The organism is Streptomyces sp. NPDC057280, from assembly GCF_042668605.1.
In the GTDB taxonomy this organism is placed as follows: domain Bacteria; phylum Actinomycetota; class Actinomycetes; order Streptomycetales; family Streptomycetaceae; genus Streptomyces.
In genome coordinates this window covers 144,435-168,238 of record NZ_JBHUYR010000010.1, presented here as the reverse complement: position 1 = coordinate 168,238, position 23,804 = coordinate 144,435, and the positions used below count along the sequence as shown (strand labels likewise).

At 70.1% G+C, this 23,804-nt stretch carries 21 protein-coding genes; 17 read left to right on the top strand and 4 right to left on the bottom strand.

Translation table 11 applies throughout. The features are described from left to right. Nucleotides 1–93 precede the first annotated feature (93 nt). Both ACFUO4_RS38250 and ACFUO4_RS38245 read right to left on the bottom strand, forming a co-directional pair. Nucleotides 94–288: a hypothetical protein gene (locus ACFUO4_RS38250; protein ID WP_079307167.1), complete on the bottom strand. Its 195-nt coding sequence runs from the start codon at nucleotides 286–288 to the stop codon at nucleotides 94–96. Next, nucleotides 285–734, bottom strand: coding sequence for a hypothetical protein (locus ACFUO4_RS38245; protein WP_383493734.1), 450 nt, complete (start codon nucleotides 732–734; stop codon nucleotides 285–287). Before ACFUO4_RS38245 ends, ACFUO4_RS38250 begins: the two co-directional genes overlap by 4 nt. A gap of 606 nt (nucleotides 735–1,340) precedes the next feature. Here ACFUO4_RS38245 and ACFUO4_RS38240 point away from each other — a divergent pair. From ACFUO4_RS38240 to ACFUO4_RS38220, 5 genes are all read left to right on the top strand, one after another. Further along, on the top strand, nucleotides 1,341–3,317 hold the full coding sequence (locus ACFUO4_RS38240) for an FAD/NAD(P)-binding protein (RefSeq protein WP_383493965.1): 1,977 nt from the start codon (nucleotides 1,341–1,343) through the stop codon (nucleotides 3,315–3,317). Continuing rightward, nucleotides 3,314–4,753: a 3-carboxy-cis,cis-muconate cycloisomerase gene (gene pcaB, locus ACFUO4_RS38235; protein ID WP_383493731.1), complete on the top strand. Its 1,440-nt coding sequence runs from the start codon at nucleotides 3,314–3,316 to the stop codon at nucleotides 4,751–4,753. The genes ACFUO4_RS38240 and pcaB overlap by 4 nt, the downstream gene beginning before the upstream one ends. Before the next feature lie 339 nt (nucleotides 4,754–5,092). Then, complete coding sequence (locus ACFUO4_RS38230) at nucleotides 5,093–6,565, top strand: FAD-dependent oxidoreductase (RefSeq protein WP_383493728.1); 1,473 nt, start codon at nucleotides 5,093–5,095, stop codon at nucleotides 6,563–6,565. A 301-nt stretch (nucleotides 6,566–6,866) separates the two neighbouring features. After that, complete coding sequence (locus ACFUO4_RS38225; protein ID WP_383493725.1) at nucleotides 6,867–8,639, top strand: cytochrome bc complex cytochrome b subunit; 1,773 nt, start codon at nucleotides 6,867–6,869, stop codon at nucleotides 8,637–8,639. Nucleotides 8,640–8,776: 137 nt separating this feature from the next. Continuing rightward, the gene (locus ACFUO4_RS38220) at nucleotides 8,777–9,133 is read left to right on the top strand and encodes a DUF3099 domain-containing protein (RefSeq protein WP_079307179.1); all 357 of its coding nucleotides are present in this window, start codon (nucleotides 8,777–8,779) and stop codon (nucleotides 9,131–9,133) included. Between the two features lie 15 nt (nucleotides 9,134–9,148). Here ACFUO4_RS38220 and ACFUO4_RS38215 read toward each other — a convergent pair whose 3' ends face one another. Continuing rightward, nucleotides 9,149–9,907 carry a helix-turn-helix domain-containing protein gene (locus ACFUO4_RS38215; protein ID WP_383493722.1) on the bottom strand — a complete coding sequence of 253 codons (759 nt, stop codon included), beginning with the start codon at nucleotides 9,905–9,907 and terminating at the stop codon, nucleotides 9,149–9,151. 231 nt (nucleotides 9,908–10,138) lie between these two features. Here ACFUO4_RS38215 and ACFUO4_RS38210 point away from each other — a divergent pair, with 231 nt between their 5' ends. The 3 genes from ACFUO4_RS38210 to ACFUO4_RS38200 are packed head-to-tail and all read left to right on the top strand — an operon-like array spanning nucleotide 10,139 to nucleotide 12,572. Continuing rightward, nucleotides 10,139–10,804, top strand: a complete 666-nt coding sequence (locus ACFUO4_RS38210) for a DUF4097 family beta strand repeat-containing protein (RefSeq protein ID WP_079307183.1) — start codon at nucleotides 10,139–10,141, stop codon at nucleotides 10,802–10,804. Between the two features lie 47 nt (nucleotides 10,805–10,851). Beyond that, complete coding sequence (locus ACFUO4_RS38205; RefSeq protein WP_383493719.1) at nucleotides 10,852–11,799, top strand: ATP-binding cassette domain-containing protein; 948 nt, start codon at nucleotides 10,852–10,854, stop codon at nucleotides 11,797–11,799. Beyond that, the gene (locus ACFUO4_RS38200; RefSeq protein WP_079307187.1) at nucleotides 11,796–12,572 is read left to right on the top strand and encodes an ABC transporter permease; all 777 of its coding nucleotides are present in this window, start codon (nucleotides 11,796–11,798) and stop codon (nucleotides 12,570–12,572) included. The genes ACFUO4_RS38205 and ACFUO4_RS38200 overlap by 4 nt, the downstream gene beginning before the upstream one ends. A 109-nt stretch (nucleotides 12,573–12,681) precedes the next feature. On the opposite strand, the gene ACFUO4_RS38195 is transcribed toward ACFUO4_RS38200, so the two are convergent. Continuing rightward, entirely contained in the window at nucleotides 12,682–13,926 is a 1,245-nt protein-coding gene (locus ACFUO4_RS38195) for a multidrug effflux MFS transporter (RefSeq protein ID WP_383493715.1), read from the bottom strand. Nucleotides 13,927–14,454: 528 nt separating this feature from the next. Between ACFUO4_RS38195 and ACFUO4_RS38190 the strand changes: the two genes are divergently transcribed. The 9 genes from ACFUO4_RS38190 to metK all read left to right on the top strand — a co-directional run bounded on the left by ACFUO4_RS38190 (nucleotide 14,455) and on the right by metK (nucleotide 23,801). Further along, nucleotides 14,455–15,522 (top strand): type III polyketide synthase, encoded by a 1,068-nt coding sequence (locus ACFUO4_RS38190; protein ID WP_179143279.1) that lies wholly within the window; start codon nucleotides 14,455–14,457, stop codon nucleotides 15,520–15,522. Nucleotides 15,523–15,589: 67 nt separating this feature from the next. Then, a complete protein-coding gene (locus ACFUO4_RS38185) occupies nucleotides 15,590–16,153 on the top strand; it encodes a cupin domain-containing protein (protein WP_383493710.1) in 564 nt (187 codons plus the stop codon). Between the two features lie 5 nt (nucleotides 16,154–16,158). Next, nucleotides 16,159–17,316 carry a DegT/DnrJ/EryC1/StrS family aminotransferase gene (locus ACFUO4_RS38180; RefSeq protein WP_383493962.1) on the top strand — a complete coding sequence of 386 codons (1,158 nt, stop codon included), beginning with the start codon at nucleotides 16,159–16,161 and terminating at the stop codon, nucleotides 17,314–17,316. Continuing rightward, complete coding sequence (locus ACFUO4_RS38175) at nucleotides 17,313–18,308, top strand: class I SAM-dependent methyltransferase (RefSeq protein ID WP_079307191.1); 996 nt, start codon at nucleotides 17,313–17,315, stop codon at nucleotides 18,306–18,308. The genes ACFUO4_RS38180 and ACFUO4_RS38175 overlap by 4 nt, the downstream gene beginning before the upstream one ends. A gap of 18 nt (nucleotides 18,309–18,326) precedes the next feature. Beyond that, the gene (locus tag ACFUO4_RS38170) at nucleotides 18,327–19,250 is read left to right on the top strand and encodes an aromatic prenyltransferase (protein ID WP_383493707.1); all 924 of its coding nucleotides are present in this window, start codon (nucleotides 18,327–18,329) and stop codon (nucleotides 19,248–19,250) included. Between the two features lie 52 nt (nucleotides 19,251–19,302). Continuing rightward, complete coding sequence (locus tag ACFUO4_RS38165) at nucleotides 19,303–19,677, top strand: DoxX family protein (protein ID WP_079307193.1); 375 nt, start codon at nucleotides 19,303–19,305, stop codon at nucleotides 19,675–19,677. 112 nt (nucleotides 19,678–19,789) lie between these two features. Next, nucleotides 19,790–21,376, top strand: a complete 1,587-nt coding sequence (locus tag ACFUO4_RS38160; RefSeq protein WP_383493704.1) for a class I adenylate-forming enzyme family protein — start codon at nucleotides 19,790–19,792, stop codon at nucleotides 21,374–21,376. A 56-nt stretch (nucleotides 21,377–21,432) separates the two neighbouring features. Next, the gene (locus ACFUO4_RS38155) at nucleotides 21,433–22,503 is read left to right on the top strand and encodes a methyltransferase (RefSeq protein WP_383493701.1); all 1,071 of its coding nucleotides are present in this window, start codon (nucleotides 21,433–21,435) and stop codon (nucleotides 22,501–22,503) included. 71 nt (nucleotides 22,504–22,574) lie between these two features. Continuing rightward, a complete protein-coding gene (gene metK, locus ACFUO4_RS38150; RefSeq protein ID WP_383493698.1) occupies nucleotides 22,575–23,801 on the top strand; it encodes a methionine adenosyltransferase in 1,227 nt (408 codons plus the stop codon). Nucleotides 23,802–23,804 lie beyond the last annotated feature (3 nt).

The window sequence follows — 23,804 nt, the reverse complement described above, 5'->3', positions numbered from 1 at the left end:
TTGTCGTTTCACGTTGTCGTTTCACGAAAGAATTCGAGACGGACGGGTGGACTTTCTGCGGCACCGCGGGGCGATACACGCGACGGGATATCGTCACCGGGCCGCGGTACGACGCCTCATGGCGATCTCCGTGAGTTCCTCGATGTCGAACTCCGAGCGGCAGTTCGGGGCGCCGTAGCGAGTGATCTTCCCGCGGCTCACCCATTTGCGGATCGTCGCTTCCGACACCCCTACGGCGAGTGCGGCGACTTTGGTGGGGACAAGCCTGTGGCGTGGCGGTCTCGTCATACCGTGACACCCTTTCGCTGTCGCTCCATGAGCCGACGCAGAGTCAGCCATTCGTGCATTTCCCAGGAATGTCCCGCCGAGCATTCGATGCTGCGGCTGCCGGGCTTGCCGGCGTCCTTGGGGGAGGCGCTGATCGTGCCGCCGCAGTCGTCCACCACGCACCGCCGGATCAGCGTCCGCGACCCGGGGTCCGGGTCGATCGTGCCGCGCAGCTCAGCGACGAGACTGTCCACCTCGTCGACGAAGTCGGCGGCCGGGGGTTGCCCGGCGAGCCACTCCAGATGCCGGGTCAGAAACCGGGCCAGTTGCGGAACGGAACGGGCCGGCGCGGTGACGCCGAGCTGCTCCGCGACCAATTCCGACCAGGACTCCAAGGTCGCGAGGAGGTTGTGACGGACGTCCAGCACCGAGATGTTCAGGTAGTCCCGGTTACGGCTTCCCGACACCCGCGTGGGATTGGTCCGCCGATGGGTCGGCGACACATGGTGCAGACACTCCTGATGCAGTACGGGGAGTGCGCGCAGCTGGCGTTCCACCTGGCTGATGCAGGAGGCACACAGGACGAAACCGGGGACGGCACAGCTCTCATGAGAGTGATTTCTGGAGCACGGGTGGACCATCAACGAATCCCCTTCATGAGGCGGCTCGCCCTCCGCGACCGTGGTGCGCCGAATGGCCGGGTCGATCCGGTGACGCCTTTTTCCCGAACGTAGCGAGCGGCGCTGGAGTCCTGATACAGCCCCGTTCGCGGCCTGCCGGAGATGACGTTGCGCCGCAGCTCCCCACCCGGTCGCCGGCGGCCGGTGAATTCCCCTGCCATTTCTCCAGCGGATTTCCATCGAGGGCCGAGCGATGGTTGAGCGCCTGCACCGACGGTGGCGGAGAAAGGAGGCACTGTGGACGGTACGCATGGAGGCGAACGCGCAGTTGGCGTCGCACTCACCGCAGGGCCGCCGGAGACGGCGGCCGGACAGTATGCCCTGAACGATCCGGTGCCCCACGGCCATCCGGACAGCCGGGAACCCGCCCAGCCCCGTCAGGACGCGGCGCACTTGGAGGTCTGTCTGGTCGGTGCGGGCCCGCGAGGGCTGTCGGTACTGGAACGGCTCTGCGCGCAGGAGCGGAAGTCGCCCCGCTGGGACACCGTCACCGTGCATGTCGTCGACCCCGACCCGCCCGGCTCGGGACGGGTGTGGCGTCCCACGCAGTCCCGGCATCTGCTGATGAACACCGTGTCCTCGCAGGTCACGGTCTACACCGACGCCAGCGTCCGGATCGACGGCCCGCTGGACGAGGGACCGAGCCTGTACGAGTGGGCCAAGGCGCTGGTCTCCGGCACCCTCGAGGACGCCCCGCGTGGCGGCTACGACGACGGGGTCGTCGACGAGGCACAGCGGCTCGGCCCCGACTCCTACCCCACCCGCGCCCTGTACGGCCGCTATCTGACGTGGGCGTTCCAGCGGGTCGTGGCGGGCGCGGCCGCACATGTCACGGTGCGCACCCACCCCGTACGGGCCGTCGCGCTGGCCGACGAGGGGCCCGCGGGGGAGCAGACGATCGTCCTGGAGGACGGCACCCGGCTCACCGGCCTGTCCGCGGTCGTCCTCGCCCAGGGCCATGTCCCGGCCCAGCTGTCCGACACCGAACGCGAGTTGACCGAGTACGCCGAGCGCAACGGCCTGACCTACCTGCCCCCGGCCAACCCGGCCGACGTGGACCTGTTGGGCATCCGGCCCGGTGAGCCGGTACTGCTGCGCGGACTCGGACTGAACTTCTTCGACTACCTGGCCCTGTTCACCCACGGCCGCGGCGGCGTCTTCACCCGCGTCGGCGGACGGCTCGTCTACCGGCCCTCGGGCCGCGAGCCGCGCCTGTACGCCGGCTCCCGGCGCGGCGTGCCCTACCAGGCGCGCGGCGAGAACGAGAAGGGCGCCCACGGCCGCTACTACCCGCGACTGCTGACCACCGGGTACATCGCCGCGCTGCGCGCCCGCGCCCCCCGCCACGGTGCCATCGACTTCGCCGCCGACCTGTGGCCGCTCATCTCCAAGGAGGTGTGCAGCGTCTACTACGCCGCGTTGCTGGACGCACGCGGTGAACTCCCGGACGTGGTCGAGGAGTTCGTCGAGGCCTATCTGGAGGCCGAACCGGGCGCGGAGGAGGATGTGCTCCTGGACGCGAGCGGTGTCGACGCCGCCGAGCGCTGGGACTGGAAGCGGGTGGCCCGCCCCTACGGCGACCGCGTCTTCACCGACCAGGCCGCCTTCCGCGCCTGGCTGCGCGACCACCTCGACAACGACGTCCGCCTGGCCCGCCAGGGCAATGTCAGCGGACCGGTCAAGGCCGCCCTCGACGTCCTGCGGGACCTGCGCAACGAACTGCGGCTCGCCGTCGACCACGCGGGCCTGACCGCAGCCTCCCACCGCGACGACCTCGACGGCTGGTACACCCCGCTCAACGCCTACCTCTCCATCGGACCGCCGGCCCTGCGGATAGAGGAGATGGCCGCGCTCCTGGACGCCGGCGTCCTGGATGTGCTCGGCCCCGGCATGCGGGTCGCCCCCGACCCGGACCATCCGCTCGGCCCCGGCTTCAGCGGCACGTCGAGCGAGATACCGGACGTGCCGGTGCGGGCCACGGTCCTCATCGAGGCCCGGCTGCCCGAGATCGACCTCAGGCGTACCGCGGACCCGCTCATGAACCAGATGCTGCGCACCGGACAGTGCCACCCCTATCGCATCCCCGACGGGGACGGCACGGGCGGCGCGGACTACGAGACCGGCGGCCTCGCCGTGTCCGAGCGGCCCTACCACGTCATCGACGCCAGGGGAGTGCCGCACCCGCGGCGCTTCGCCTACGGGGTGCCCACCGAGTCCGTGCACTGGGTGACGGCGGCAGGTATCCGGCCCGGCGTCGGCTCGGTCACCCTGGAGGACTCCGACGCGATCGCGGCCGCGGTCCTCGCCCTGCCCGAACTGCCCGGTGCGCAGGTGCAGTCGTCGACAGCGCGAGTGGAGGCGGGAGTATGAGGTCCGTATCCGTGTCCCCGGGGACGGGGAACCTCACCGGTCATCTGGACGCCGGGCTGCTCTCGCCGGTGCGGGCGGGCACCCCCGTCGAGGCGGCCGTCGGTGACAGCGCCTGGCTCCAGGCGATGCTGGACGCGGAGGCAGCCCTGGCCCGCGCCCAGACCCGCTGCGGCACGGTCCCCGCACAGGCCGCCGCGGCCATCACCGCCGCCGCCCGCGCGGAACTGCTCGACGTGCGTGAACTGGCGCTGGCCGCGCGGGAGACCGCGAACCCGGTCGTGGGCCTGGTCAAGGCGCTCACCGCGGTGGTCGCCGAACGCTGCCCGGAGGCCGCCGAGTACGTGCACCGCGGCTCCACCAGCCAGGACGTCTTCGACACCGGCGCGATGCTGGTGGCCCAGCGGGCCCTGCGGCTGATCGTCGCCGACCTGCGGGCGGTCGCCGAGGTGCTGGCCGCCCTCGCCGCCGCCCACCGGGACACCACGATGGCGGGCCGCACCCTCGCCCTGCACGCCGTGCCCACGACGTTCGGGCTGAAGGCGGCGGGCTGGCGCGCGCTGGTGCTGGACTCGATCGAGCGCCTGGAGCGCCTGGCCGACGGCGGGCTGCCGGTGTCGCTCGGCGGTGCGGCCGGAACCCTGGCCGGCTATCTCCAGTACGCCGGTGACGGCGCGGACCCCGCGCGCGTGCTCGACGAACTGGGCGCCGCGTTCGCCGACGAGACGGGGCTGGCCGTGCCCGTGCTGCCCTGGCACGCCCTGCGCACTCCCGTCGCCGACCTCGGGGCCGCGCTCGCCCACACCACCGGGGCGCTCGGCAAGATCGCCGCGGACGTGCTGGTGCTGACGCGCACCGAGATCGGCGAGGTGGCCGAACCCGCGGTCGCCGGGCGGGGGGCGTCCTCGGCGATGCCGCACAAACGCAACCCCGTGCTGGCGACCCTGATCCGCTCCGCCGCGCTCCAGGTACCGGCGCTGGCCACTGTGTTGATGCAGTGCCTGCCCACCGAGGACGAGCGGTCGGCCGGCGTGTGGCACGCGGAGTGGCAGCCGTTGCGGGAGGCGCTGCGCCTCACCGGCGGCGCCGCGCACACCGCCGTCGAACTCGTCCGGGGTCTGAGCGTGCGCCCGGAACGTATGCGGACCAACCTCCGGGCGACCGGCGGCCAGTTGGTCTCGGAGCGGGTCTCGGCCGTCCTGGCGCCCCGCATCGGCAAGACGGCCGCGAAGGACCTTCTCACGCGGGCCTCCCTGCTCGCCACCCGCGCCGGGCTGCCGCTGGCCGAGGTGCTCGCCGAACTCCCGGAACTGGCGGGCGTGCTGAGCCGGGAGGAGGCCGCCGCCCTCCTGGACCCGGCCGGCTACACGGGCGTCGCCGGTCCTCTGGTGGACCGGGCACTGACCGCGCCGGGGCCCGGGCGAACCCCGGCGTCCTGAGAGGGGCTGCCGGTGCGTGCGGTGACGACGGGAACCTGACACCTCCGCACGCACCGGCCGCCCCACGGCCTGCTGTCCCACGGTCCGCCGCCCCTCGTACCCCTCCCCGCCGGGCAACCGTCCTGGTCGGACCCCCGGTGTCAACGTCCCTGCCCCACCCGGCACTTGAGTCTTCTTCGCGGCTGTCTCGAATGTCGCTCGAGGCGGTGTCCAACCTGCTGGCGCGGGCTGCCGTGCGGCGCATGATGCAAAGCACAACGCACTGGGGAGGCGGCCGAGTTGACGGTGGACGCGCGTGTTGTGGACAGGGGCAGGGGCGGTGGCCACGGTCACGGTCTGGTGATCGGCTCCGGCCTGGCCGGACTCACCGCGGCCCGGGCACTGACGAGCCTCATGGACCGGGTCACCGTGATCGAGCGCGACTGGCTGCCCCGCGGCCCCGGTCGCCGCCGCGGTGTGCCGCAGGCACGGCACACCCACAGCCTCATGACCGCCGCCCAGCAGGGCCTGGAACAGCTGTTCCCCGGCATCGTCCAGGACCTCGTGCGCGCCGGAGCGGTCCCCGTCCGCATCCCCGAGGACATGCTGCTGCTCGGCCCGTCCGGCTGGCTGCCCCGCTGCGCCACCGACCTGTCGATGCTCAGCGCCGGCCGGGACCTCATCGACGCGGTGGTACGGGACCGGCTGCGCGCCGACCCCAAGGTCACCTTCCTCCAGGACCACGAGGTCGTCGCCCTGGAGCCCGGCCCCGAGGACACCGTCACCGGCGTCTGGGCCTGTCGCCGCAACCGCGGGCAACCCGACGGCTGGAACCCCGAGCACCTCATCCCCGCGGACTTCGTGGTGGACGCCTCCGGACATGGCTCACGCGCCCCCGAGTGGCTCGCCGAACTTGGCTACGCGCCGCCCGCGGAGTCCGTCGCCGAGACCGGGACCTCGTACGCGACCACCCTGTACGCGCCGCCCGTCGGCCATGTCGCCGACTTCAAGAGCCTGTTGCTCATGGCCACGGCGGACGACCCGCGGCAGGCCGTGCTCAACCCCGTCGAAGGCAACCGCTGGTCGGTGACCCTGGCCGTCGGCGACGGCACCCTGGCCCCCACCGACCACGCGGAACTGCTGCGGGCCGCCGGCACCCTGCGCCACCCGCTGCTGCGCGACCTCATCGAGACGGCCACCCCGCTCGGCCCCGTCTACACCCGCGGCCGCACCGACAGCCGGTTGCGGCACTACGACCGACTGCGCCGCTGGCCCGACCAGTTCCTCGTCGTCGGCGACGCCCTCGCCACCCTGGACCCGGCACACGGCCACGGCATGACCCTGGCGGTGGAGTCCGCCCTGGTCCTGGGGCATCTGCTCACCGCCCACGGCACCGCGGTCGGCATCACCCACCGGCTGCGCCGGGCGCTCGCCCGCCAGGTGACCCCCTTCTGGCAGGCGAGCCTGCGCGCCCAGGGGCCGGCGCGGGGACTGCGCGCGAGGTTCGGCAGGCGCTACGCCTCCCGGATCGCGGCCGCGGCGACCACCGACGCCCACGCGGCGGCCCTCCTGCTCCACCAGGAGCAGACGCTCACCCCGCCCGCCGCACTGCGTTCACGCGCCCTGCGGTCCACCCTGATCCCGCGGCGTGATCCGGCGGCCACCGCACCACCCACTCTCACCCACGGCCCCGAGTCCCGCAGGCGCCGGCCTGTCACACCGTCGGCACCCGTGATCGGGGTCTCCACCGGCTCCGTGACCAGGCCCCGCCCCACCGGATCCTCGGCCCACTGGCCGACCGCGACACCGGCCGGCGAACGGCGAGGACCGTGAGGCCGCCGGGTTTCGGCCGGATGACGCGTAATACACCGTCGCGGCCGAAAATGGCCGGCCATACGCTCGATGACATGACTGCTGTGGATCAAATGCCCGACAGTGAGACCCACTTGACATCCGGCATCCCACAACTCGCTAGAGAAACGCTTGAGTTGGAACTTGAGTATCACTTGAGCACGGTTGTCCCGTTCACAGGCCCGTGGATAGCGTTTGAACGGCTCCAGGGCACCGGCCGGCTTGCGCCGCGGCAGGCCACCATGCCTGTCACGGACGAGCGGCGAGGGGAGGGCGCGCGGGTATGAGCACGACCGAAAGGGCGCCGTACAGTACGCGCACCGAACCACCCAAGGGCGAGAAGGTCGCCGACTGGGTGGACGGGCGACTCGGGATCTACAATCTTCGCTTTCTGATCCGTAAGGCCTTTCCGGACCACTGGACGTTCATGTTCGGTGAGATCGCGCTCTACAGCTTCATCGTGCTGCTCCTGACCGGTGTCTGGCTCACGATGTTCTTCGACCCGAGCATGTCGGAGACGACCTACCACGGATCGCACGAGGCGCTTCAGGGCATTCCGATGACCCGGGCCTACGAGTCCACGCTGCACATCAGCTTCGACGTGCGCGGTGGTCTGTTCATCCGGCAGCTGCACCACTGGTCGGCGCTGGTCATGATCGCCACGCTCTGCATCCACATGCTGCGGCACTTCCTCACCGGCTCGTTCCGCAGGCCGCGTGAGATCAACTGGCTGATCGGCTTCGTGCTTCTGGTCGTGGTCACCCTGGAGGGCTTCATCGGGTACTCGCTCCCCGACGACCTGCTCTCCGGCACCGGCCTGCGCATCGCCGAAGGCGTCACACTCGCCATCCCGGTGGTCGGCACCTACGCCACGATGTTCCTCTTCGGCGGCGAGTATCCGGGCACCCAGGTCATTCCACGGTTCTACAGCCTGCACATCCTGCTGATGCCGGGCATCATCGTCGCCCTGGTCACCGTTCACCTGATCCTGGTCGTCGTGCACAAGCACACCCAGTTCCGGGGTCCGGGGCGCACCGAGAGCAACGTCGTCGGTCATCCGCTGATGCCGGTCTACGTGGCCAAGGCGGGCGGGTTCTTCTTCCTCGTCTCCGGTGTGCTGGCGATGATGGCGGCCGTCGCGCAGATCAACCCCGTGTGGACGTACGGCCCCTATCGCTCCGACCAGATCTCGCAAGGGTCCCAGCCCGACTGGTACATGGGCTTCCTCGAAGGCGCCCTACGGGCCATGCCCGCCTGGGAGATCGGGGTGCCGGGCGGCTACACGGTCAACCTGGGCGTGCTGCTGCCGGCGGTCGTCCTGCCCACGATCATGATGGCTGTGGTCGCGCTGTGGCCGTTCCTGGAGGCCTGGGTCACCGGTGACAGACGCGAGCACCACTTGCTGGACCGGCCTCGCGAGCGGCCCACCCGGACCGCGTTCGCCATCTCCTTCGTCTCGTTCTACCTGGTGCTGTTCTTCGGCGGCGCCAACGACATCCTGGCCGAGCGCTTCCATCTGTCCCTGAACGCGATCACCTGGTCCGTACGGATCGGCGTGTTCGTCGTCCCGGTGGTGACGTACATCGTCACCAAGCGGATCTGCCTGGCCCTCCAACTGCGCGACCGCGACAAGCTCCTGCACGGCCGTGAGACCGGACGGATCAAGCGGCTGCCGCACGGCGAGTTCGTCGAGGTGCACGAACGCCTCAACCGCGAGCGGGAGTACTTCCTGCTGTCGCGTGAGGTCCCCGAGGTCCTGCCGGCCCCCGAGACCCACGACGACGAGGGTGTGCCCAACCCGAACGTGCGCAAGCAGATGGTGCGCCACCGCATCAGCCGCTGGCTGCACGGCCCGCAGATCCCGCCCCCCACGTTGCAGGAGATGCAGCACGCCGTGGAGCACCTCGGTCACGCGCCGGGCCTGCCCTCGTCCAACGGACATGCCTCGTCCAACGGACACGGATCGTCCAACGGACACGGATCGTCCAACGGACATCCGGGCAACGGCAGTCGGACCGCGGTCGCAGGACGGGAGTCCGACCAGGAAGTGCACTGACCCGGTAGCACCACGTACCGCACCGGGCCGGATACGGCGGCGCGGGTGATCAGGGGACGGTCACCCGCGCCGCCGTCGTTCCACCGCCGGCCGGCCACCCCGCCCGGCGGCCCCGCCGGAACAGCCACGGAGGCCCGATGAACCGCACGTCACGGCAGAGGGACACGTCCCCGGCCGAGTCCATCACCCGGGCCCGCACCGGCCTGTCCCAGGACCTGCGCGGCCGTCAGCGCCGCTACGTCACCGCGATGCTGGTGCGCAGCGCCTGCGTGGTCGTGATGGCCCTCACCTGGAACCGCTGGCCCCCCGTCGCCTTCTGCGCCCTGGCCGGCGGGGTCGTCATCCCATACGTCGCCGTCGTCGCCGCCCAGGCGGGCTGGCGCCAACAGCGGGGTGTACGGCCCGAGTTGGCGCGACCGGCCGAGGAGTCCGCGGCCCGGATCGTGCTCGAACCCACGCTGATCCTGCCCCCGGAACCGGACCGGGCGACCTGAGCCGCCCGCGACGCGTCACGCGCCGTCCGGGTCAGGCTCGGTGACGGGATCCGGGCCGGCCGTTGCGGGCTTCGTGTGGAGGATGTCGCGGGCCTGTTCCGCGGCGCGCGCGATGCTCTCGGAGACGAAGTCGAGGAAGCGGGAGACGTTCTCCAGGCGCACGGCCGCCGGGGTGCCGGGGCCGAGCACGCCGACGCCCTGCCGCGCGATCTCCCCCATCTGGGCGGTGGAGCGGGCGCTGGCCAGCATGGACTCGTACCAGATGTCGTCGTCGACGACATAGCGCTCGCGGCGGCTGTCGTCGCGCTCCCGGCGCACCATGCCCTGGCTCTCCAGGAACGCGATCGCCTTGGAGACGGACGCCGGGCTGATGTGCAGGCGCTCGACGAGTTCGGCGGCGGTCAGGCTGCCGCTGTCGGTAAGGGTGATGCACGTCATCACGCGCGACATCATCGGGGGCATGCCGGAGCCCGTCATGACGGCGTTGAACGTCTCCTCGTACGCGTGCACCGCCTCGGCGTCGCGCCCGAAGGCCGGTCGGGGCGCCCGCGGGTCCCGGGGCGCGGTCCGACGGCGGCGGTGGGCGCGGCGTTCGGTGGCGCGGTGGGCCACCTCGGCGCGGTAGGCGGTGGGGCCGCCGTTGCGCATCACCTCGCGGGTGACCGTCGAGGTCGGACGGTCCAGGCGTCGGGCGATCTCGGCGTAGGCGAGGCCGTCGGCCAGCCCCAGCGCGATCTGCTGACGTTCCTGCTGGGTGAGTCTGCCTCCCGGCATCGCGGTCTCCTTTGTGCTGCGTCAGAGCTCGAGCATAGCGTTCATCCTCACTTCATTGCAACGACTCGTCATGTCGCGTTGCGTTTTGCTTGAGATCTGATGCAACGAAATATCTGCTCTGAGCTGCGTTGATTCTCTAAGTACGCAACAAACTTGTTGCCTGAAGCGTGAATGCAACGTAGCTTTTCGTTCATCGAAAACGACGCAACGAACAAGTCACAGGAGAGAACGATGCAGAAGTTCGCCACCCCGGCCGCCATCACCGCCGTCCTGGACATCCCCGCCGGACGCATCCAGCTGATCGCCGCCGACCGCACCGACACCACCGTCGAGGTCCGGCCCGCCGACTCGACCAAGAGCCGGGACGTGAAGGCCGCCGAGCAGATCACGGTCACCCACACCGACGGTGTGGTGCGCATTGAGGCTCCGGAGGCGAGGAAGCAGCTGTTCGGTCCCTCGGGTTCGGTCGAGGTCACCGTCCAGCTGCCCGCCGGCTCCCATGTCCGGGCCACCGCGGCCTGCGGTGAACTGCGCGGTGTCGGACGGCTCGGCGACGTCACCGTCGACAGCGCGCAGGGTCCGGTCAAGCTCGACGAGGCGGCCGGCGCCCGACTCACCCTCCAGGACGGGGACATCACCATCGGCCGCCTCGGCGGCGACGCCGAGATCAGCACCCAGCGCGGCGACCTGACCGTCACCGAGGCCCTGCACGGCACCGTCACCCTGCGCACCCAGTCCGGTGACATCTCCGTCGGCGCCGCCCGCGGCGTCTCCGCGACCCTCGACGCCGGCACCGGATACGGCCGGGTCGACAACTCCCTGAAGAACGACGGCGACCCCGAGCTCGCCCTGCACGCCACCACGTCCCACGGCGACATCACCGCCCGCAGCCTCTGACCACCGCCGACTTCGGCCGTCACGGCCTTTGAGAAGGAGCACTCCTCATGACCAGCTTGGCCATCACGGCGAACGGGCTGCGCAAGTCCTACGGCGACAAGAACGTCCTGGACGGCATCGACCTGCGTATCCCGGCCGGGTCGGTGTTCGCGCTGCTCGGTCCGAACGGGGCGGGCAAGACCACCACCGTGCAGATCCTGTCCACCCTGATCAGCGCCGACGCCGGCCAGGTCGAGGTCGCCGGGCACGACCTGCGCACCGCACCCCAGCAGGTCCGCGCCGCGATCGGTGTCACCGGTCAGTTCTCCGCCGTCGACGGTCTGATCACCGGCGAGGAGAACATGCTGCTGATGGCCGACCTGCACCACCTGCCCAAGCGGGAAGGCCGGCGGCTGGCCGCCGAACTGCTGGAACGCTTCGACCTGACGGAGGCGGCGAAGAAGCCCGCCGCCACCTACTCCGGTGGCATGAAACGCCGCCTGGACATCGCCATGACCCTGGTCGGCAGTCCGCGCATCATCTTCCTGGACGAACCCACCACCGGACTCGACCCCCGCAGCCGCCACAACATGTGGCAGATCATCCGCGAACTCGTCGCCGACGGCGTCACCGTCTTCCTCACCACCCAGTACCTCGAAGAGGCCGACCAGCTCGCCGACCGCATCGCGGTCCTCGCGAACGGCCGGATAGCCGCCGAGGGCAGCGCCGAGGAACTCAAACGGATCGTCCCCGGCGGTCATGTACGGCTGCGGTTCTCCGACCCCGCCGCCTACCGCTCCGCCGCCGCCTCCCTCGACGCCGCCACCCGCGACGACCAGGCGCTGTCCCTGCAGATCCCCAGCACCGGCAGCCAGCGCGAACTGCGCGCCGTCCTGGACTGGCTGGAGGCGGCCGGCATCGAGGCGGACGAGCTGAGTGTGCACACCCCCGACCTCGACGACGTCTTCTTCGCCCTCACCGACCAGCCCGCCCACACCAAGGAGTCCCTCCGATGAGCTCTCTCTCCCTCGCCGTGCGCGACTCCTCCACGATGCTGCGCCGCAACCTGCTGCACGCCCGCCGCTACCCGTCCATGACACTCAACCTGCTGCTCACACCGGTGATGCTGCTGTTGCTGTTCGTCTATGTCTTCGGCGACGCGATGAGCGAAGGCGCGGGCCGGGACGCCTACCTCGCCTACCTCGTCCCCGGCATCCTGCTGATGACCATCGGTTCCACCACCATCGGCACCGCCGTCTCCGTCTCCACCGACATGAACGAGGGCATCATCGCCCGCTTCCGCACGATGGCCATCCACCGTGGGTCGGTGCTCGTCGGACACGTCGTCGGCAGTGTGCTCCAGTGCCTGGCCAGCGTGGTCCTCGTCGGCGCCGTCGGCGTGGCCATCGGCTTCCGCTCCACCGACGCCACCGTCCTGGAATGGCTCGCCGCCTTCGGACTGCTCACCGGGTTCGCGCTGGCGCTCACCTGGATCGCGGTCGGCATGGGACTGGTCAGCCCCAACGCCGAGGCGGCCAGCAACAACGCGATGCCGCTGATCTTCCTGCCCCTGATCTCCAGCGCCTTCGTCCCCGTCGACGGCATGCCGGGCTGGTTCCAGCCCATCGCCGAGTACCAGCCCTTCACCCCGGCCATCGAGACCCTGCGCGGACTGCTGCTCGGCACCGAGATCGGCCACAACGGCTGGCTCGCCCTGGCCTGGTGCGTGGGCCTGGCGGTGCTCGGCTACGCCTGGGCGGCCGCCAAGTTCGACAGCGACCCGAAGTAACGGCGCCGACCGTGCGGGCGGCCCCGCGCACCCCGCCCCACCACGAAGGCGGCGTACCCCGACCCGGTGTCGGGGTACGCCGCCCTTCCGGTACGCGCACGCGCTGTCGTCAGTGCTTGGGCAACTCCATCGGACGGTTCCGCCAGGGACGGCACACGCCGAGGAAGGCGGCCATCGCGGCCAGCGCACTGCACAGTTGGACAGCGGCCATCGGCACCGCGGTCTCCTTGCCGGCGATCCCGACGAGCGAGGAGGCGATCGCGCCCATCACGAAGCACGAGGTACCGACCAGCGCGGAGGCGGAACCCGCGGCGTGCGGGGTGCGCATCAGGGCGAGCGCGTTGGTGTTGGGCAGGATCAGGCCCAGCGAGGAGATCATGACGAACAGACAGGACGCGATCGCGAACGTGCCCGCCTTCCCGAAGACGCCCTGCGTCACCAGCAGCAGCGCCAGCCCGCCGGCGGTGAGCAGCGCCAGCCCGTACCCGAGGACCTTGTCCAGCCGGACCCGGCCCACCAGGAGCTTGCCGTTGATCTGGCCCATCACCAGCAGACCGAAGGAGTTGAGGCCGAACAGCAGCGAGAACGTCTGCGGAGACGCCCCGTAGATGTCCTGGATCACGAACGGCGAGGCGGCGATGTAGGAGAACAGCGCCCCGTACGCGAAACCGTTCGTCATCAGGTAGCCGGTGAAGACCCGGTCGATGAACAGCCCGCGCATGATCCACAGGGCCCCGCGCACCCCGCCGCGCTGACGCCGCTCGGGCGGCAGCGTCTCCGGCAGCCGGCGCCAGACCAGCACGGTGAGCGCGCCGCCGATCATGGTGAGAACGACGAAGATGCCACGCCAGTTGGTGAAGTGCAGGACCTGGCCGCCCACCACGGGCGCGACGATCGGGGCCACGCTGGATATCAGCAGCAGCGTGGAGAAGAACCGGGCCATGGCCAGACCGTCGTAGAGGTCGCGGACGACGGCCCGGGCGATGACGATGCCCGCCGAGCCGGCGAGCCCCTGGAGCACCCGGAAGGCGATCAGCATCTCGGTGTTGGGGGCGAACGCGCACATCGCGGCGGCGACGACGTAGACCATCAGTCCGGCCAGCAGAGGGCCGCGCCGGCCCCACCGGTCGCTCAACGGCCCCACCACGAGCTGCCCGATCGCCATACCGGCGAGGCACGCGGTGAGGGTCAGCTGGACGGTCGTCGCGGTCGAACCCAGACTGCGGGTGACCTCCGGCAGGGCCGGAAGGTACATGTCCATCGACATCGGCGGTACCGCGGCGAGGGCGCCGAGGAGGAACGTGATGAGGACCCCGGTCCGGCGCACCGACCGGTCCGCGCGGGCCGAGTCCACCTCACCTCTGGCCGGGGAGCGCGCCCCTGGGAATCGCCTGCCTTTGGCGGTGGCTTCCTCGGCTTGCTGAGACATGCGCCCTCCGCGTGCAGTCGTTACATGGCTATCGCCGATGCTCGCAGCCGACCACTACAGAAACGGCAGCGCGTGGGTTGCGCCTGAAGCGAGCCGATACCGCGACAAGGCCGTTGATCTGCCCGGGTCGAGAGTCGTCAGCGTGGGGCTCGAGTCTTCCTCGGAACGGATCGGAGCACTTGGGGACGGCCTTGGCGAGGCGAGTTCGGCCGTGTCACTATTCCTGCACGCCTTCCCTGCCCGAAATCAGTTCCGGGGCAGTGGATCGAGCCTGAGTCCACCGGTTCTGTGCTGGTGAGACCGCGTCCGTGCCAGGTACGGCACAGGTTTCCACTCGCAGTCAAATTCCCGCGCGCCGCGGTGTTTTCTCCCGTGTGCCGCGCTCGCTTCGGAAGCTGTGTGCAGATTTCTTCACGTACAGAAGGCAGATTCTAGAGAAAGTAGAGCCCAGATATGCCCAGGCTATGCAAGCCCGCGGTGCGCGCGCCGGAACACGTCATCACGATCGAAGAGACTCTCGAGTTCGCCGCGAAAGCCCATGCGGGAAAGCCGCAGCTTCCCCTGGCGCTCCGGCTGATCCGGAACACCGGAGTGCTGAAGCGGCATATCGTCCAGCCGATCGAGCAGACCCTCAAGCACCCGGGCCTGACGGAGCGCAACCGTATCTACGAGGCCGAGTCCAAGCGGTGGACCCCGCCGGTCATCGAGGAGGCCCTGCGCAACGCCGACCTCGCCGCCCGCGACATCGACGCCATCATCTATGTGTCGTGCACCGGCTTCAGCATGCCGTCGCTGACCGCCTGGCTGATCAACAAGCTCGGTTTCCGGCCCGACACCCGCCAGATACCCATCGCCCAGCTCGGCTGCGCGGCGGGCGGCGCGGCGGTCAACCGCGCCCACGACTTCTGCCTGGCCCACCCCGGCAGCAACGTCCTGATCGTCTCCTGCGAGCTGTGCTCGCTGTGCTACCAGCCCGACGCCGACGACATCGGCTCGCTGCTGTCCGACGGTCTGTTCGGCGACGCGGTCGCGGCCGCCGTGGTGCGCGGCAACGGCGGTGTGGGCATCGAGCTGGAGCGCAACGCCTCCTACCTCATCCCGGACACGGAGGAATGGATCTCCTACGCGGTCAAGGACACCGGCTTCCACTTCCAGCTGGACCGCCGGGTGCCCGGCACGATGGAGCCGCTCGCGCCGGTGCTGCGCGAGTTCGCCAAGGACCACAGCTGGGACGCCGGCAAGCTCGACTTCTACATCGTCCACGCCGGTGGCCCGCGCATCCTCGACGACCTCGCCAAGTTCCTGGAGGTCGACCGCTCGGTGTTCCGGCACAGCTGGTCGACCCTGACCGAGTACGGGAACATCGCCAGCGCCGTTGTCTTCGACGCGGCCCGCAGGCTGTTCGAGGAGGACACCCCGGCCCAGGACGCCACCGGCCTCATCGCAGGCTTCGGTCCCGGTATCACCGCCGAGATGGCGCTGGGCCGCTGGAGCGTCGACGGCCCCGAGACGCTGGACTGACAGCTGGTCCGCTACGCCGGAACCCTCGCTCGAGTGAAATTCTGCGCGGACAAAGGAAGCTGACCGCATGACAGGCCTCATCCTCCCGCCCGGTCAGGGGCGAAAGCTGATCACCAAGGCGCAGGAAGTGACCTTCAAGGCCACACAGGAGCATGGCTCCGCCATATCGATCTTCGAGGTGGTCGTGCCGCCCGGATTCGATGTGGGGGCGCATGTGCACGCCGATTCGCAGGAGTTCTTCTACGTCCTGGAAGGGGAACTCCAGCTCCTGGCTTTCGAGCCGACCCGGCGTACCGACAAGGACTGGCACGAATGGGAGTCGCCCGACGGCGACAAGGCCGTCCACGCCACAGAGGGTGCCTGCATGTTCGTACCCTCCGGAACTCCGCATGCCTTCAGGAACGCCTCCGACAAACCGGCGCGCATGCTGTTCCAGTGCTATCCGTCACCCATTCACGAGCGTTACTTCGAGGAGATCGCGGAAATCTGGGCGACCGGGGGAATCGACCCCGACGCCATCGACGAGATGCGCAAGCGCTATGACGTCAGTCAGATCACGCCGCAGCTCTACGAACCGCCGGTCCCTCTCGATTCCCGTCCTCTGAAGCGCGCGGAGCGTAAACCAAGATGAGCGACATCGACAAGATCCCCCTGGTCTTCGCGAGCCTCGGGGAGCAGGAACTGGCGGCCGTCGCCGAGGTGTTCGCCTCGGGCTGGGCGGCCGGCCAGGGCCCCAAGGGGCAGGCCCTCGAGGCGCAGCTGAAGGAACGCTTCGGAGCCGGGGACGCGGTCGCGGTGAGCAACTGCGGCGCCGCCCTGCACCTGGCGATGCTCGCGTTCGGCGTCAAGCCGGGCGACGAGGTCATCGTCGCCGACTACACCTTCCCCGCCCCCGCCCACGCGGTGCGCTACGTCGGCGCGACGCCCGTCTTCGCCGACGTGCGCGCCGACACCGGCACCGTGGACCCGCAGGCGGTGGCGGATCTCGTCACCCCCAGGACCGTCGGCATCATCGCCGTCGACACCGTCGGCCTGCCCGCGGACTACACCGAGCTCCAGGCCATCGCCGACCGGCACGGGCTGTTCCTCGTCGAGGACGCCGCCTGTGCGGTCGGCGCGACCTACCAGGGGCGCGAGGCGGGTGCGCTCGCCGAGGTGGGCTGTCTGTCCTTCCACGGCCGCAAGGGCGCCACCAGTGGCGAGGGCGGTGCGTTCATCGCCGCCGACCCGGCCATCGGGGCGAAGGCGCGGCAGCTGTCGGCCTTCGGCATCGGCAGCATCTTCGACATGGGCCAGGTCATCGGCCTGCCGATCCCCGAATTCACCGAGATCGGCTACAACTACAAGCTCTCCGACATCGCCGCGGCGATCCTGACGGTGCAGCTGCGCCGTATCGAGGAGCTGCTGGCGCGTCGCACCGCCGTCGCCGCCCGCTACGCGGAACTCCTCGCCGACGAGGAGCTGCTGACCCTGCCGCACGTCCCGGCGGACCGCACCCACGCCTGGCAGTCCTACCTGGTGACGCTGGACGCGAGCGTCGACCGCGGGGCCGTCGCCACCGAGCTGCGCGCCCAGGGCATCGGCACCCTGCACGGCACCTGGGCCAACCATGTGCAGCCCGCCTTCGAGGCCAAGCAGGTGTGCCCGGTCTCGGCGGACCTCTTCCAGCGCAACCTCGGCATACCCATGCACGCCGAGCTGACCATGAGCCAGGTCGAGCGGGTGACCGAGGTGCTGCGCGGCGCGCTGCGCACCCACGCCAAGTCCACGCGCACCCTGAAGGGAGCGGCATGACGAACAACCAGCCTGCACCGGACGGTGTGATGAGGCTGATCAACGGCTACTGGAACACCGGTGTCATCGGCGCCGCGGCCACCCACTCGGTCTTCACCCACCTGGAGAACGGCGCGGGCACGGCCGCGGAGGTCGCCGCCCGCGCCGAGATCTCCGTGCGCGGCGCGCAGAGCCTGCTCGACGGTCTGGTCAGCGTGGAGCTGGTGGTCCTTCAGGACGGCCGGTACCGCAACACCCCCGAGGCGTCCGCCTTCCTGGTCGAGGGCAAGCCCGCCTCCCTGGCCGGCTTCGCCAAGCTCAAGCTCCAGCACACCGGCAGCCTCATCGACTTCCCCGAGGTCGTGCGCGTCGGCGGCCCGCTGGCCGGCGGCGAGACCGAGAAGGCCGACAACCCGCACTGGGAGGGCATCGTCCCGGCCATCGCCGCGGTGTCGGTGCCCGCCGCGGAGGCCGGTGCCGAGGCGCTCGGCATCGCCGACGCGGGCGAGATCTCGATCCTCGACGTGGGCGGCGGCTCGGGCATCTACTCGTCGATCTGGCTGAAGGCCAACCCGGCGGCCCGCGCGGTCCAGCTGGACTGGGAGCCGATCAACGCCATCGCCCGCCGGCTGGTGGGGGAGCAGGGTGTGGGGGACCGTTTCTCCACCCTCGACGGCGACTTCCACACCACCGACTTCGGCACCGGGCTGTACGACATCGCCGTGTACTCCCACATCGCGCACCAGGAGAACGCCGAGAGCAACATCGAGGTGTTCAGCCGGCTGCGCAAGGCGCTCAAGCCCGGCGGTGCGCTGGTGGTCGCCGACTACGTCGTCGACGACGACCGCACCGCTCCGGCGTTCCCGCTGCTGTTCGCCCTGGAGATGCTGCTCAAGAGCAAGGAGGGCGGCACCTGGCGGCGCTCCGACTACCGCGACTGGCTGGTCAAGGCGGGCTTCGAGGACGTGTCGTTCCACGCCGCGGCGCCCGCCACGATGGTCATCGCCCGCTGAACGGAAGGCCGGTTCACCGTGGTGACAACGAACGGCAGGGACCTGCGGGGCGATACCGACCCGGCAGATCTCCCGATCATCGCCGAAGTCTCCCGGCTGGTGGGAGTGGAGTACTCGGCCGAGACGGTCCGGTCGGTCCTGTCCGCGTACGGGGACACCCTGGAGCCGGCCGTCGTCGCCTTCCGGGTGGCGACGGGGGAGCGCAACGCGGGTGATGTCGACTGCCGTTACACGATGCTCCCCCCGGAGCTCGACCCGTACGCGGTGGCCGTCGACCACGGGCTGATCGAGGCGACGGACCACCCGGTCGGCAGCCTGCTGGCCGAGCTGCACGCGGGCTTCCCCATCGGGTTCAGCGGCATCGACTTCGGGGTCGTCGGCGGCTTCAAGAAGACCTGGTCCTTCTTCCCGCTCGACGACCTCAAGCCGCTGTCGGAACTGGTCACGCTGGAGTCGATGCCGACGAGCGCGGCACGGAACCTGGAGCTGTTCACCCGGTACGGCGTCGCCGACAAGGTGAGCCTGGTCGGCATCGACTACCGGCACCGGTCGGTGAACCTGTACTTCGGAGCGGCGCCCGCCTCGGTGTTCCGGCCCGAAACGCTCACCTCGCTCCTGGCGGAGGTCGGGCTGCCCGCGCCGAGCGAACGGCTGCTGCGGTTCGCCGGCGGGGCGTTCGGCATCTACGCCACCTTGACCTGGGACTCCCCGAAGGTCCAGCGGATCACCATCGCCGCCATGACCGACGACCCGCGGTCCCTGCCGGTGACCATCGAGCCGGACATCGAGGACTTCCTGAAGAACTCGCCCTACCGCACCGACGGCCACCAGTTCGTCTACGCGATCACGGTGACGCCGGGCGGTGAGTACCACAAGCTCCAGTCGTACTACCGATGGCGATCCCAGGTGGAGACCACGCTGCTGGTGCCCGACAGCCGGTAGCGCGAGGCCGCCCCATCCCCGCACCCCAGCCGAATCCCCGAAGGAAACGATCATGAACATTGCCCTGTGGATCATCGCGGGAATCCTGGGCGCGGCCTGCCTGGCGGGCGGTGCCCAGAAGCTGGTCCAGCCCCGCAAGAAGCTGGCCGCCGCCGGCTACGGCTGGGTCGACGACTTCGGCGACGGCGGTGTCAAGGCCATCGGCGCCCTGGAGGTGCTGGCCGGGCTGGGCCTGATCCTGCCCGCCGCGCTGGACATCGCGCCGGTCCTGGTGCCGATCGCCGCGACCGGCCTGGTGCTGCTGATGATCGGCGCCGCCCTCACCCATCTGCGCCGCCACGAGGCCCAGGCGATCGTGGTGAACGCGGTCCTGCTCGCCGTCGCCGCGTTCGTGGCGTGGGGCCGCTTCGGCCCCTACTCCTTCTGACGTTCCCTCCCGCCGCGGCCCTTTCCCGTCCGCCCCCCGCCTGTCCCCGCACCCGCACCCAGCCGGCGACCGCCCGCACGTCCACCCGCCCATCACAAAGGAGACAGCCCACATGAAGGGCTCTGTGGCCTATCGATCGATACAGAAGCGCGGTCTTCACATCGGCCTGCTGCCGGAGATGGCGGCCGCGGTCAACCCGGCGACCCCGATCAGCCTCGACCACGACCTGGGCGTACTGCCCGAAGCGGGCCGCCGTCTGACGGTGGCCCAGTACGCCGACCACGTCGACGACCTGGCGGGCCGGCTGTGGGCGGCCGGAGTCCGGCCCGACGAGCGCGTGGTCATCTACAAGACGGCCAACGCCGACCACTGGATGCTGGCCGCCGCCGTCTCCCGCGTCGGCGGTGTCGTGGTCAACCTCTCGCCCGCCCTCGACCCCACCACCGTCGGCGTCCTGCTGGAGCGGGTGGACCAGCCGACGCTGCTCACCGACAGGGCCAAGTTCGACCTCCTCGCCGACGTGCCGCTGGCGGACCTCACCCGGAGGATCATCACCTCCGACGGAGACCGGCCCGGGACCGTCCCGCTCCCCGCACTCGCCGGCAGCCCCCGCGTCGCCCCCGTCGTGCGGCCCATCGACGAGGCCGCCGTCATCACCCACACCTCCGGCACCACCGGCATTCCCAAGCTGGTCGTGCACACCCCCCGCACCCAGGGCATCCGCCTGGTCCCGCAGTGGCGGCTGCTGTCGCTCATGCGGAAGAAGGAGACCGTCGCGATCAACGTGCCCTTCGTGCACTCGCGGATGGTCGCCGCGATGTCCCTGGCACTGCTGCGGGAATACCCCGTGCTGCTGATGCGCGAGACGGGCCCCGCCGAGGTCGCCGAGCAGTTCCTCAAGCACCGCCCGGCATTCGTCGAGGCGCTGCCCAACTCGCTCATGGAGTGGGAGGAACTCGCCGACGACCCGCGCGCCCCGTTCGGGTCGGTGAAGGTCTTCAGCAGCACCTTCGACGCCATCCACCCCGGCACGATGAGCAAGCTGCTGCACGCCTCCGACCGGCGCGGCGCCCTGTTCTTCCAGATCTACGGGCAGAGCGAGGTCGGTCCGGCCGTCGGCCGCGCCTACTTCCGCGGCTCCGCCCACAAGGCGAACGGCCGCTGCGTCGGCTGGGCCATGCCCAGGGGCGCGGCACGCGTGCGGGTGGTCAGCCGCGACGGCAACCCGCCCTCCGAGACCAACCCCGGCTACATCGACGTCGCCTGGGACGGCATCGCCAAGACCTACTACGGGGAGCAGGACCGCTACGACACCAACCGCGACGGCGAGTGGTGGCGCACCGGAGACGTCGGCTACCGCACCCGGTTCGGCTGTCTGCACCTGCTCGACCGCGAGATCGACATGATCCCCGGCGTGAAGAGCTCCCTGGAGATCGAGGACGTCGTCCTCGGCCGGCTGCGCGAACTGACCGAACTGGTCGTGGTGCAGGGCCCGAAGGGCGAACCGGTCCCGGTGATCTGCACCGTCGACGACCGACCGCTCGACCCGGACCGCTGGCGCACGGCGGTCGCCGAGTTCCCCCAGCTCGCCGACCCCGTGCAGATCCCGCAGGCGGAACTGCCGAGGACCGCCACGCTCAAGGTCCAACGGCGGGCGCTGGCCCAGCGGTTCGAGAACCAGCTCCAGGACCAGGCGTAAGCGGTGACCAGCGTGCCGACGCCGTGACGCCACACCTACCGAAGGGGACCAACGCCGTGACACCGGAAGCCGTGCTCGCCCGATTCCGCGAGTACATGGTGGGACCGTCGCGCTTCATGACCCTGCTGTCCGTCTTCGAGCTGGGCGTCATCGACGCGCTGCGCGACACCCCCGGCCTGACGGCCGAGGAACTGGGCGAGAAGGCCGGAGCCAAGGCGGACGCCCTCGAACAACTGCTGTTCCTGCTGGTCAAGGAAGGTTTCGTCGCCTATGACGAGGCCACCGGCGGCTACCGTCTGGACGCGCTCGCCGACGTTCCCGAGACGGACCTCGCACGGGCCCTGGCCTACATGAACCTGATCAAGGTGGTGGTGCTGCGCCAGCTCTACTACCTCACCGAGTCCGCCCGCACCGGTACGGTCGTCGGCCTGAAGGAGCTCTACGGCGCCGAAGGCACCCTCTACGACGCGGTGGCCCACCACCAGGATCTCCACGACTCCTGGCTGAAGCTGATGAACACGGTCACCGCCAACATCGACCCCTGGTTCTTCGCCAACATCGACATCCCGGCCGGCTCCCGGGTGCTCGACGTCGCCGGCAACACCGGCCTCGGCGCCATCCACACCTACCGGCACAAGGCGTCCGACGGACTGACCGTCACCACCTTCGACCTGCCGGACAAGGAGTCCAGGGCACTGGCGAACTTCCGGGCCGAGGGCCTGGAGGAGCACCTGTCCTTCATCGGCGGCAACGTCTTCGACGAGATCCCCCAAGGGTTCGACGTCGTCCTGATCAAGCACTTCCTCGACATGTTCGACCGGGGCAACGTGCTCAGGATCCTCCAGGGGGTCAACGCCTCCCTGGAGGCCGGCGGCCAGATCCACATCCTGGTGCCGGTGTACCCCGAGGACATCAAGGAGACCGACAACTACAACGTCGACTTCTTCCCGGCCTTCTTCATCGGCGCCGCCATGGGTGAGGGCGGCCCGCAGAAGCTGTCGGTCTATCAGAGCCTGCTGGAGGAGGCCGGGTTCAAGGTGACGCAGACGATCACCAAGGACGCCTCCGAGATCCCGCCGGACGTCATTCCCGTCCAGGCCATCCTCAGCGCGACGAAGGCCCCCTGACCGCCGTCCCGCGTACCGCACCCATGTGTCCGTCCATCCGCCAAGTGTCCGTCCATCCGCCTGGGAGAGTCATGCCCCGTCGTCTGTTCACCTCGGAGTCCGTGACCGAGGGACACCCCGACAAGATCGCCGACCAGATCAGCGACGCGATCCTGGACGAGCTGCTACGCCAGGACCCCACGTCGCGCGTCGCGGTCGAGACGCTGATCACCACCGGTCAGGTGCACATCGCCGGTGAGGTGACCACCAGCGCGTACGCCGACATCGCCGCCCTCGTGCGGGAGAAGGTCCTCGAGATCGGCTACGACTCCTCCACCAAGGGCTTCGACGGCGCCTCCTGCGGTGTGTCGGTGTCGATCGGTGCGCAGTCGCCGGACATCGCGCAGGGCGTCGACACCGCCTACGAGCAGCGGGTCGAGGGCGACGAGGACGAGCTGGACAAGCAGGGCGCCGGCGACCAGGGCCTGATGTTCGGTTACGCCACCGACGAGACCCCCACCCTGATGCCGCTGCCCATCGAACTCGCGCACCGGCTCTCACGCCGGCTGACCGAAGTCCGCAAGAACGGCACCGTCCCCTACCTGCGCCCCGACGGCAAGACGCAGGTCACCATCGAGTACGACGGCGACAAGGCCGTCCGCCTCGACACCGTGGTCGTCTCCTCGCAGCACGCCTCCGACATCGACCTGGACACCCTGCTGGCCCCCGACATCCGCGACCTCGTCGTCGAACCCGTCCTCGCCCAGCTCGCCGACGAGGGCATCAAGCTGGAGACCGAGGGCTACCGCCTGCTGGTGAACCCGACGGGGCGTTTTGAGATCGGTGGTCCGATGGGGGACGCGGGTCTGACCGGGCGGAAGATCATCATCGACACGTATGGCGGGATGGCACGTCACGGGGGTGGCGCGTTCTCGGGCAAGGACCCGTCGAAGGTGGACCGTTCGGCCGCCTACGCGATGCGCTGGGTGGCCAAGAACGTCGTCGCCGCGGGCCTCGCCTCCCGCTGCGAGGTGCAGGTGGCGTACGCGATCGGCAAGGCCGAGCCGGTGGGGCTGTTCGTGGAGACGTTCGGTACGCACACGGTGGAGGTGGAGAGGATCCAGCAGGCCATTGGCGAGGTGTTCGACCTGCGTCCGGCCGCGATCATCCGGGATCTGGACCTGTTGCGGCCCATCTACTCCCAGACCGCCGCCTACGGCCACTTCGGCCGTGAGCTGCCCGACTTCACCTGGGAACGCACCGACCGCGCCGAGGCCCTGCGCGCGGCCGCCGGACAGCGCTCGGCACAGGGGAAGTAGCCG

Excerpts from the sequence above, each read along its gene's own strand:
- ACFUO4_RS38250 (WP_079307167.1), bottom strand. The coding sequence starts at position 288 with ATGACGAGACCGCCACGCCACAGGCTTGTCCCCACCAAAGTCGCCGCA.
- pcaB (WP_383493731.1), top strand. The coding sequence starts at position 3,314 with ATGAGGTCCGTATCCGTGTCCCCGGGGACGGGGAACCTCACCGGTCAT.
- ACFUO4_RS38225 (WP_383493725.1), top strand. The coding sequence starts at position 6,867 with ATGAGCACGACCGAAAGGGCGCCGTACAGTACGCGCACCGAACCACCC.
- ACFUO4_RS38220 (WP_079307179.1), top strand. The coding sequence starts at position 8,777 with ATGAACCGCACGTCACGGCAGAGGGACACGTCCCCGGCCGAGTCCATC.
- ACFUO4_RS38215 (WP_383493722.1), bottom strand. The coding sequence starts at position 9,907 with ATGCCGGGAGGCAGACTCACCCAGCAGGAACGTCAGCAGATCGCGCTG.
- ACFUO4_RS38210 (WP_079307183.1), top strand. The coding sequence starts at position 10,139 with ATGCAGAAGTTCGCCACCCCGGCCGCCATCACCGCCGTCCTGGACATC.
- ACFUO4_RS38205 (WP_383493719.1), top strand. The coding sequence starts at position 10,852 with ATGACCAGCTTGGCCATCACGGCGAACGGGCTGCGCAAGTCCTACGGC.
- ACFUO4_RS38200 (WP_079307187.1), top strand. The coding sequence starts at position 11,796 with ATGAGCTCTCTCTCCCTCGCCGTGCGCGACTCCTCCACGATGCTGCGC.
- ACFUO4_RS38190 (WP_179143279.1), top strand. The coding sequence starts at position 14,455 with ATGCCCAGGCTATGCAAGCCCGCGGTGCGCGCGCCGGAACACGTCATC.
- ACFUO4_RS38185 (WP_383493710.1), top strand. The coding sequence starts at position 15,590 with ATGACAGGCCTCATCCTCCCGCCCGGTCAGGGGCGAAAGCTGATCACC.
- ACFUO4_RS38175 (WP_079307191.1), top strand. The coding sequence starts at position 17,313 with ATGACGAACAACCAGCCTGCACCGGACGGTGTGATGAGGCTGATCAAC.
- ACFUO4_RS38165 (WP_079307193.1), top strand. The coding sequence starts at position 19,303 with ATGAACATTGCCCTGTGGATCATCGCGGGAATCCTGGGCGCGGCCTGC.
- ACFUO4_RS38160 (WP_383493704.1), top strand. The coding sequence starts at position 19,790 with ATGAAGGGCTCTGTGGCCTATCGATCGATACAGAAGCGCGGTCTTCAC.
- metK (WP_383493698.1), top strand. The coding sequence starts at position 22,575 with ATGCCCCGTCGTCTGTTCACCTCGGAGTCCGTGACCGAGGGACACCCC.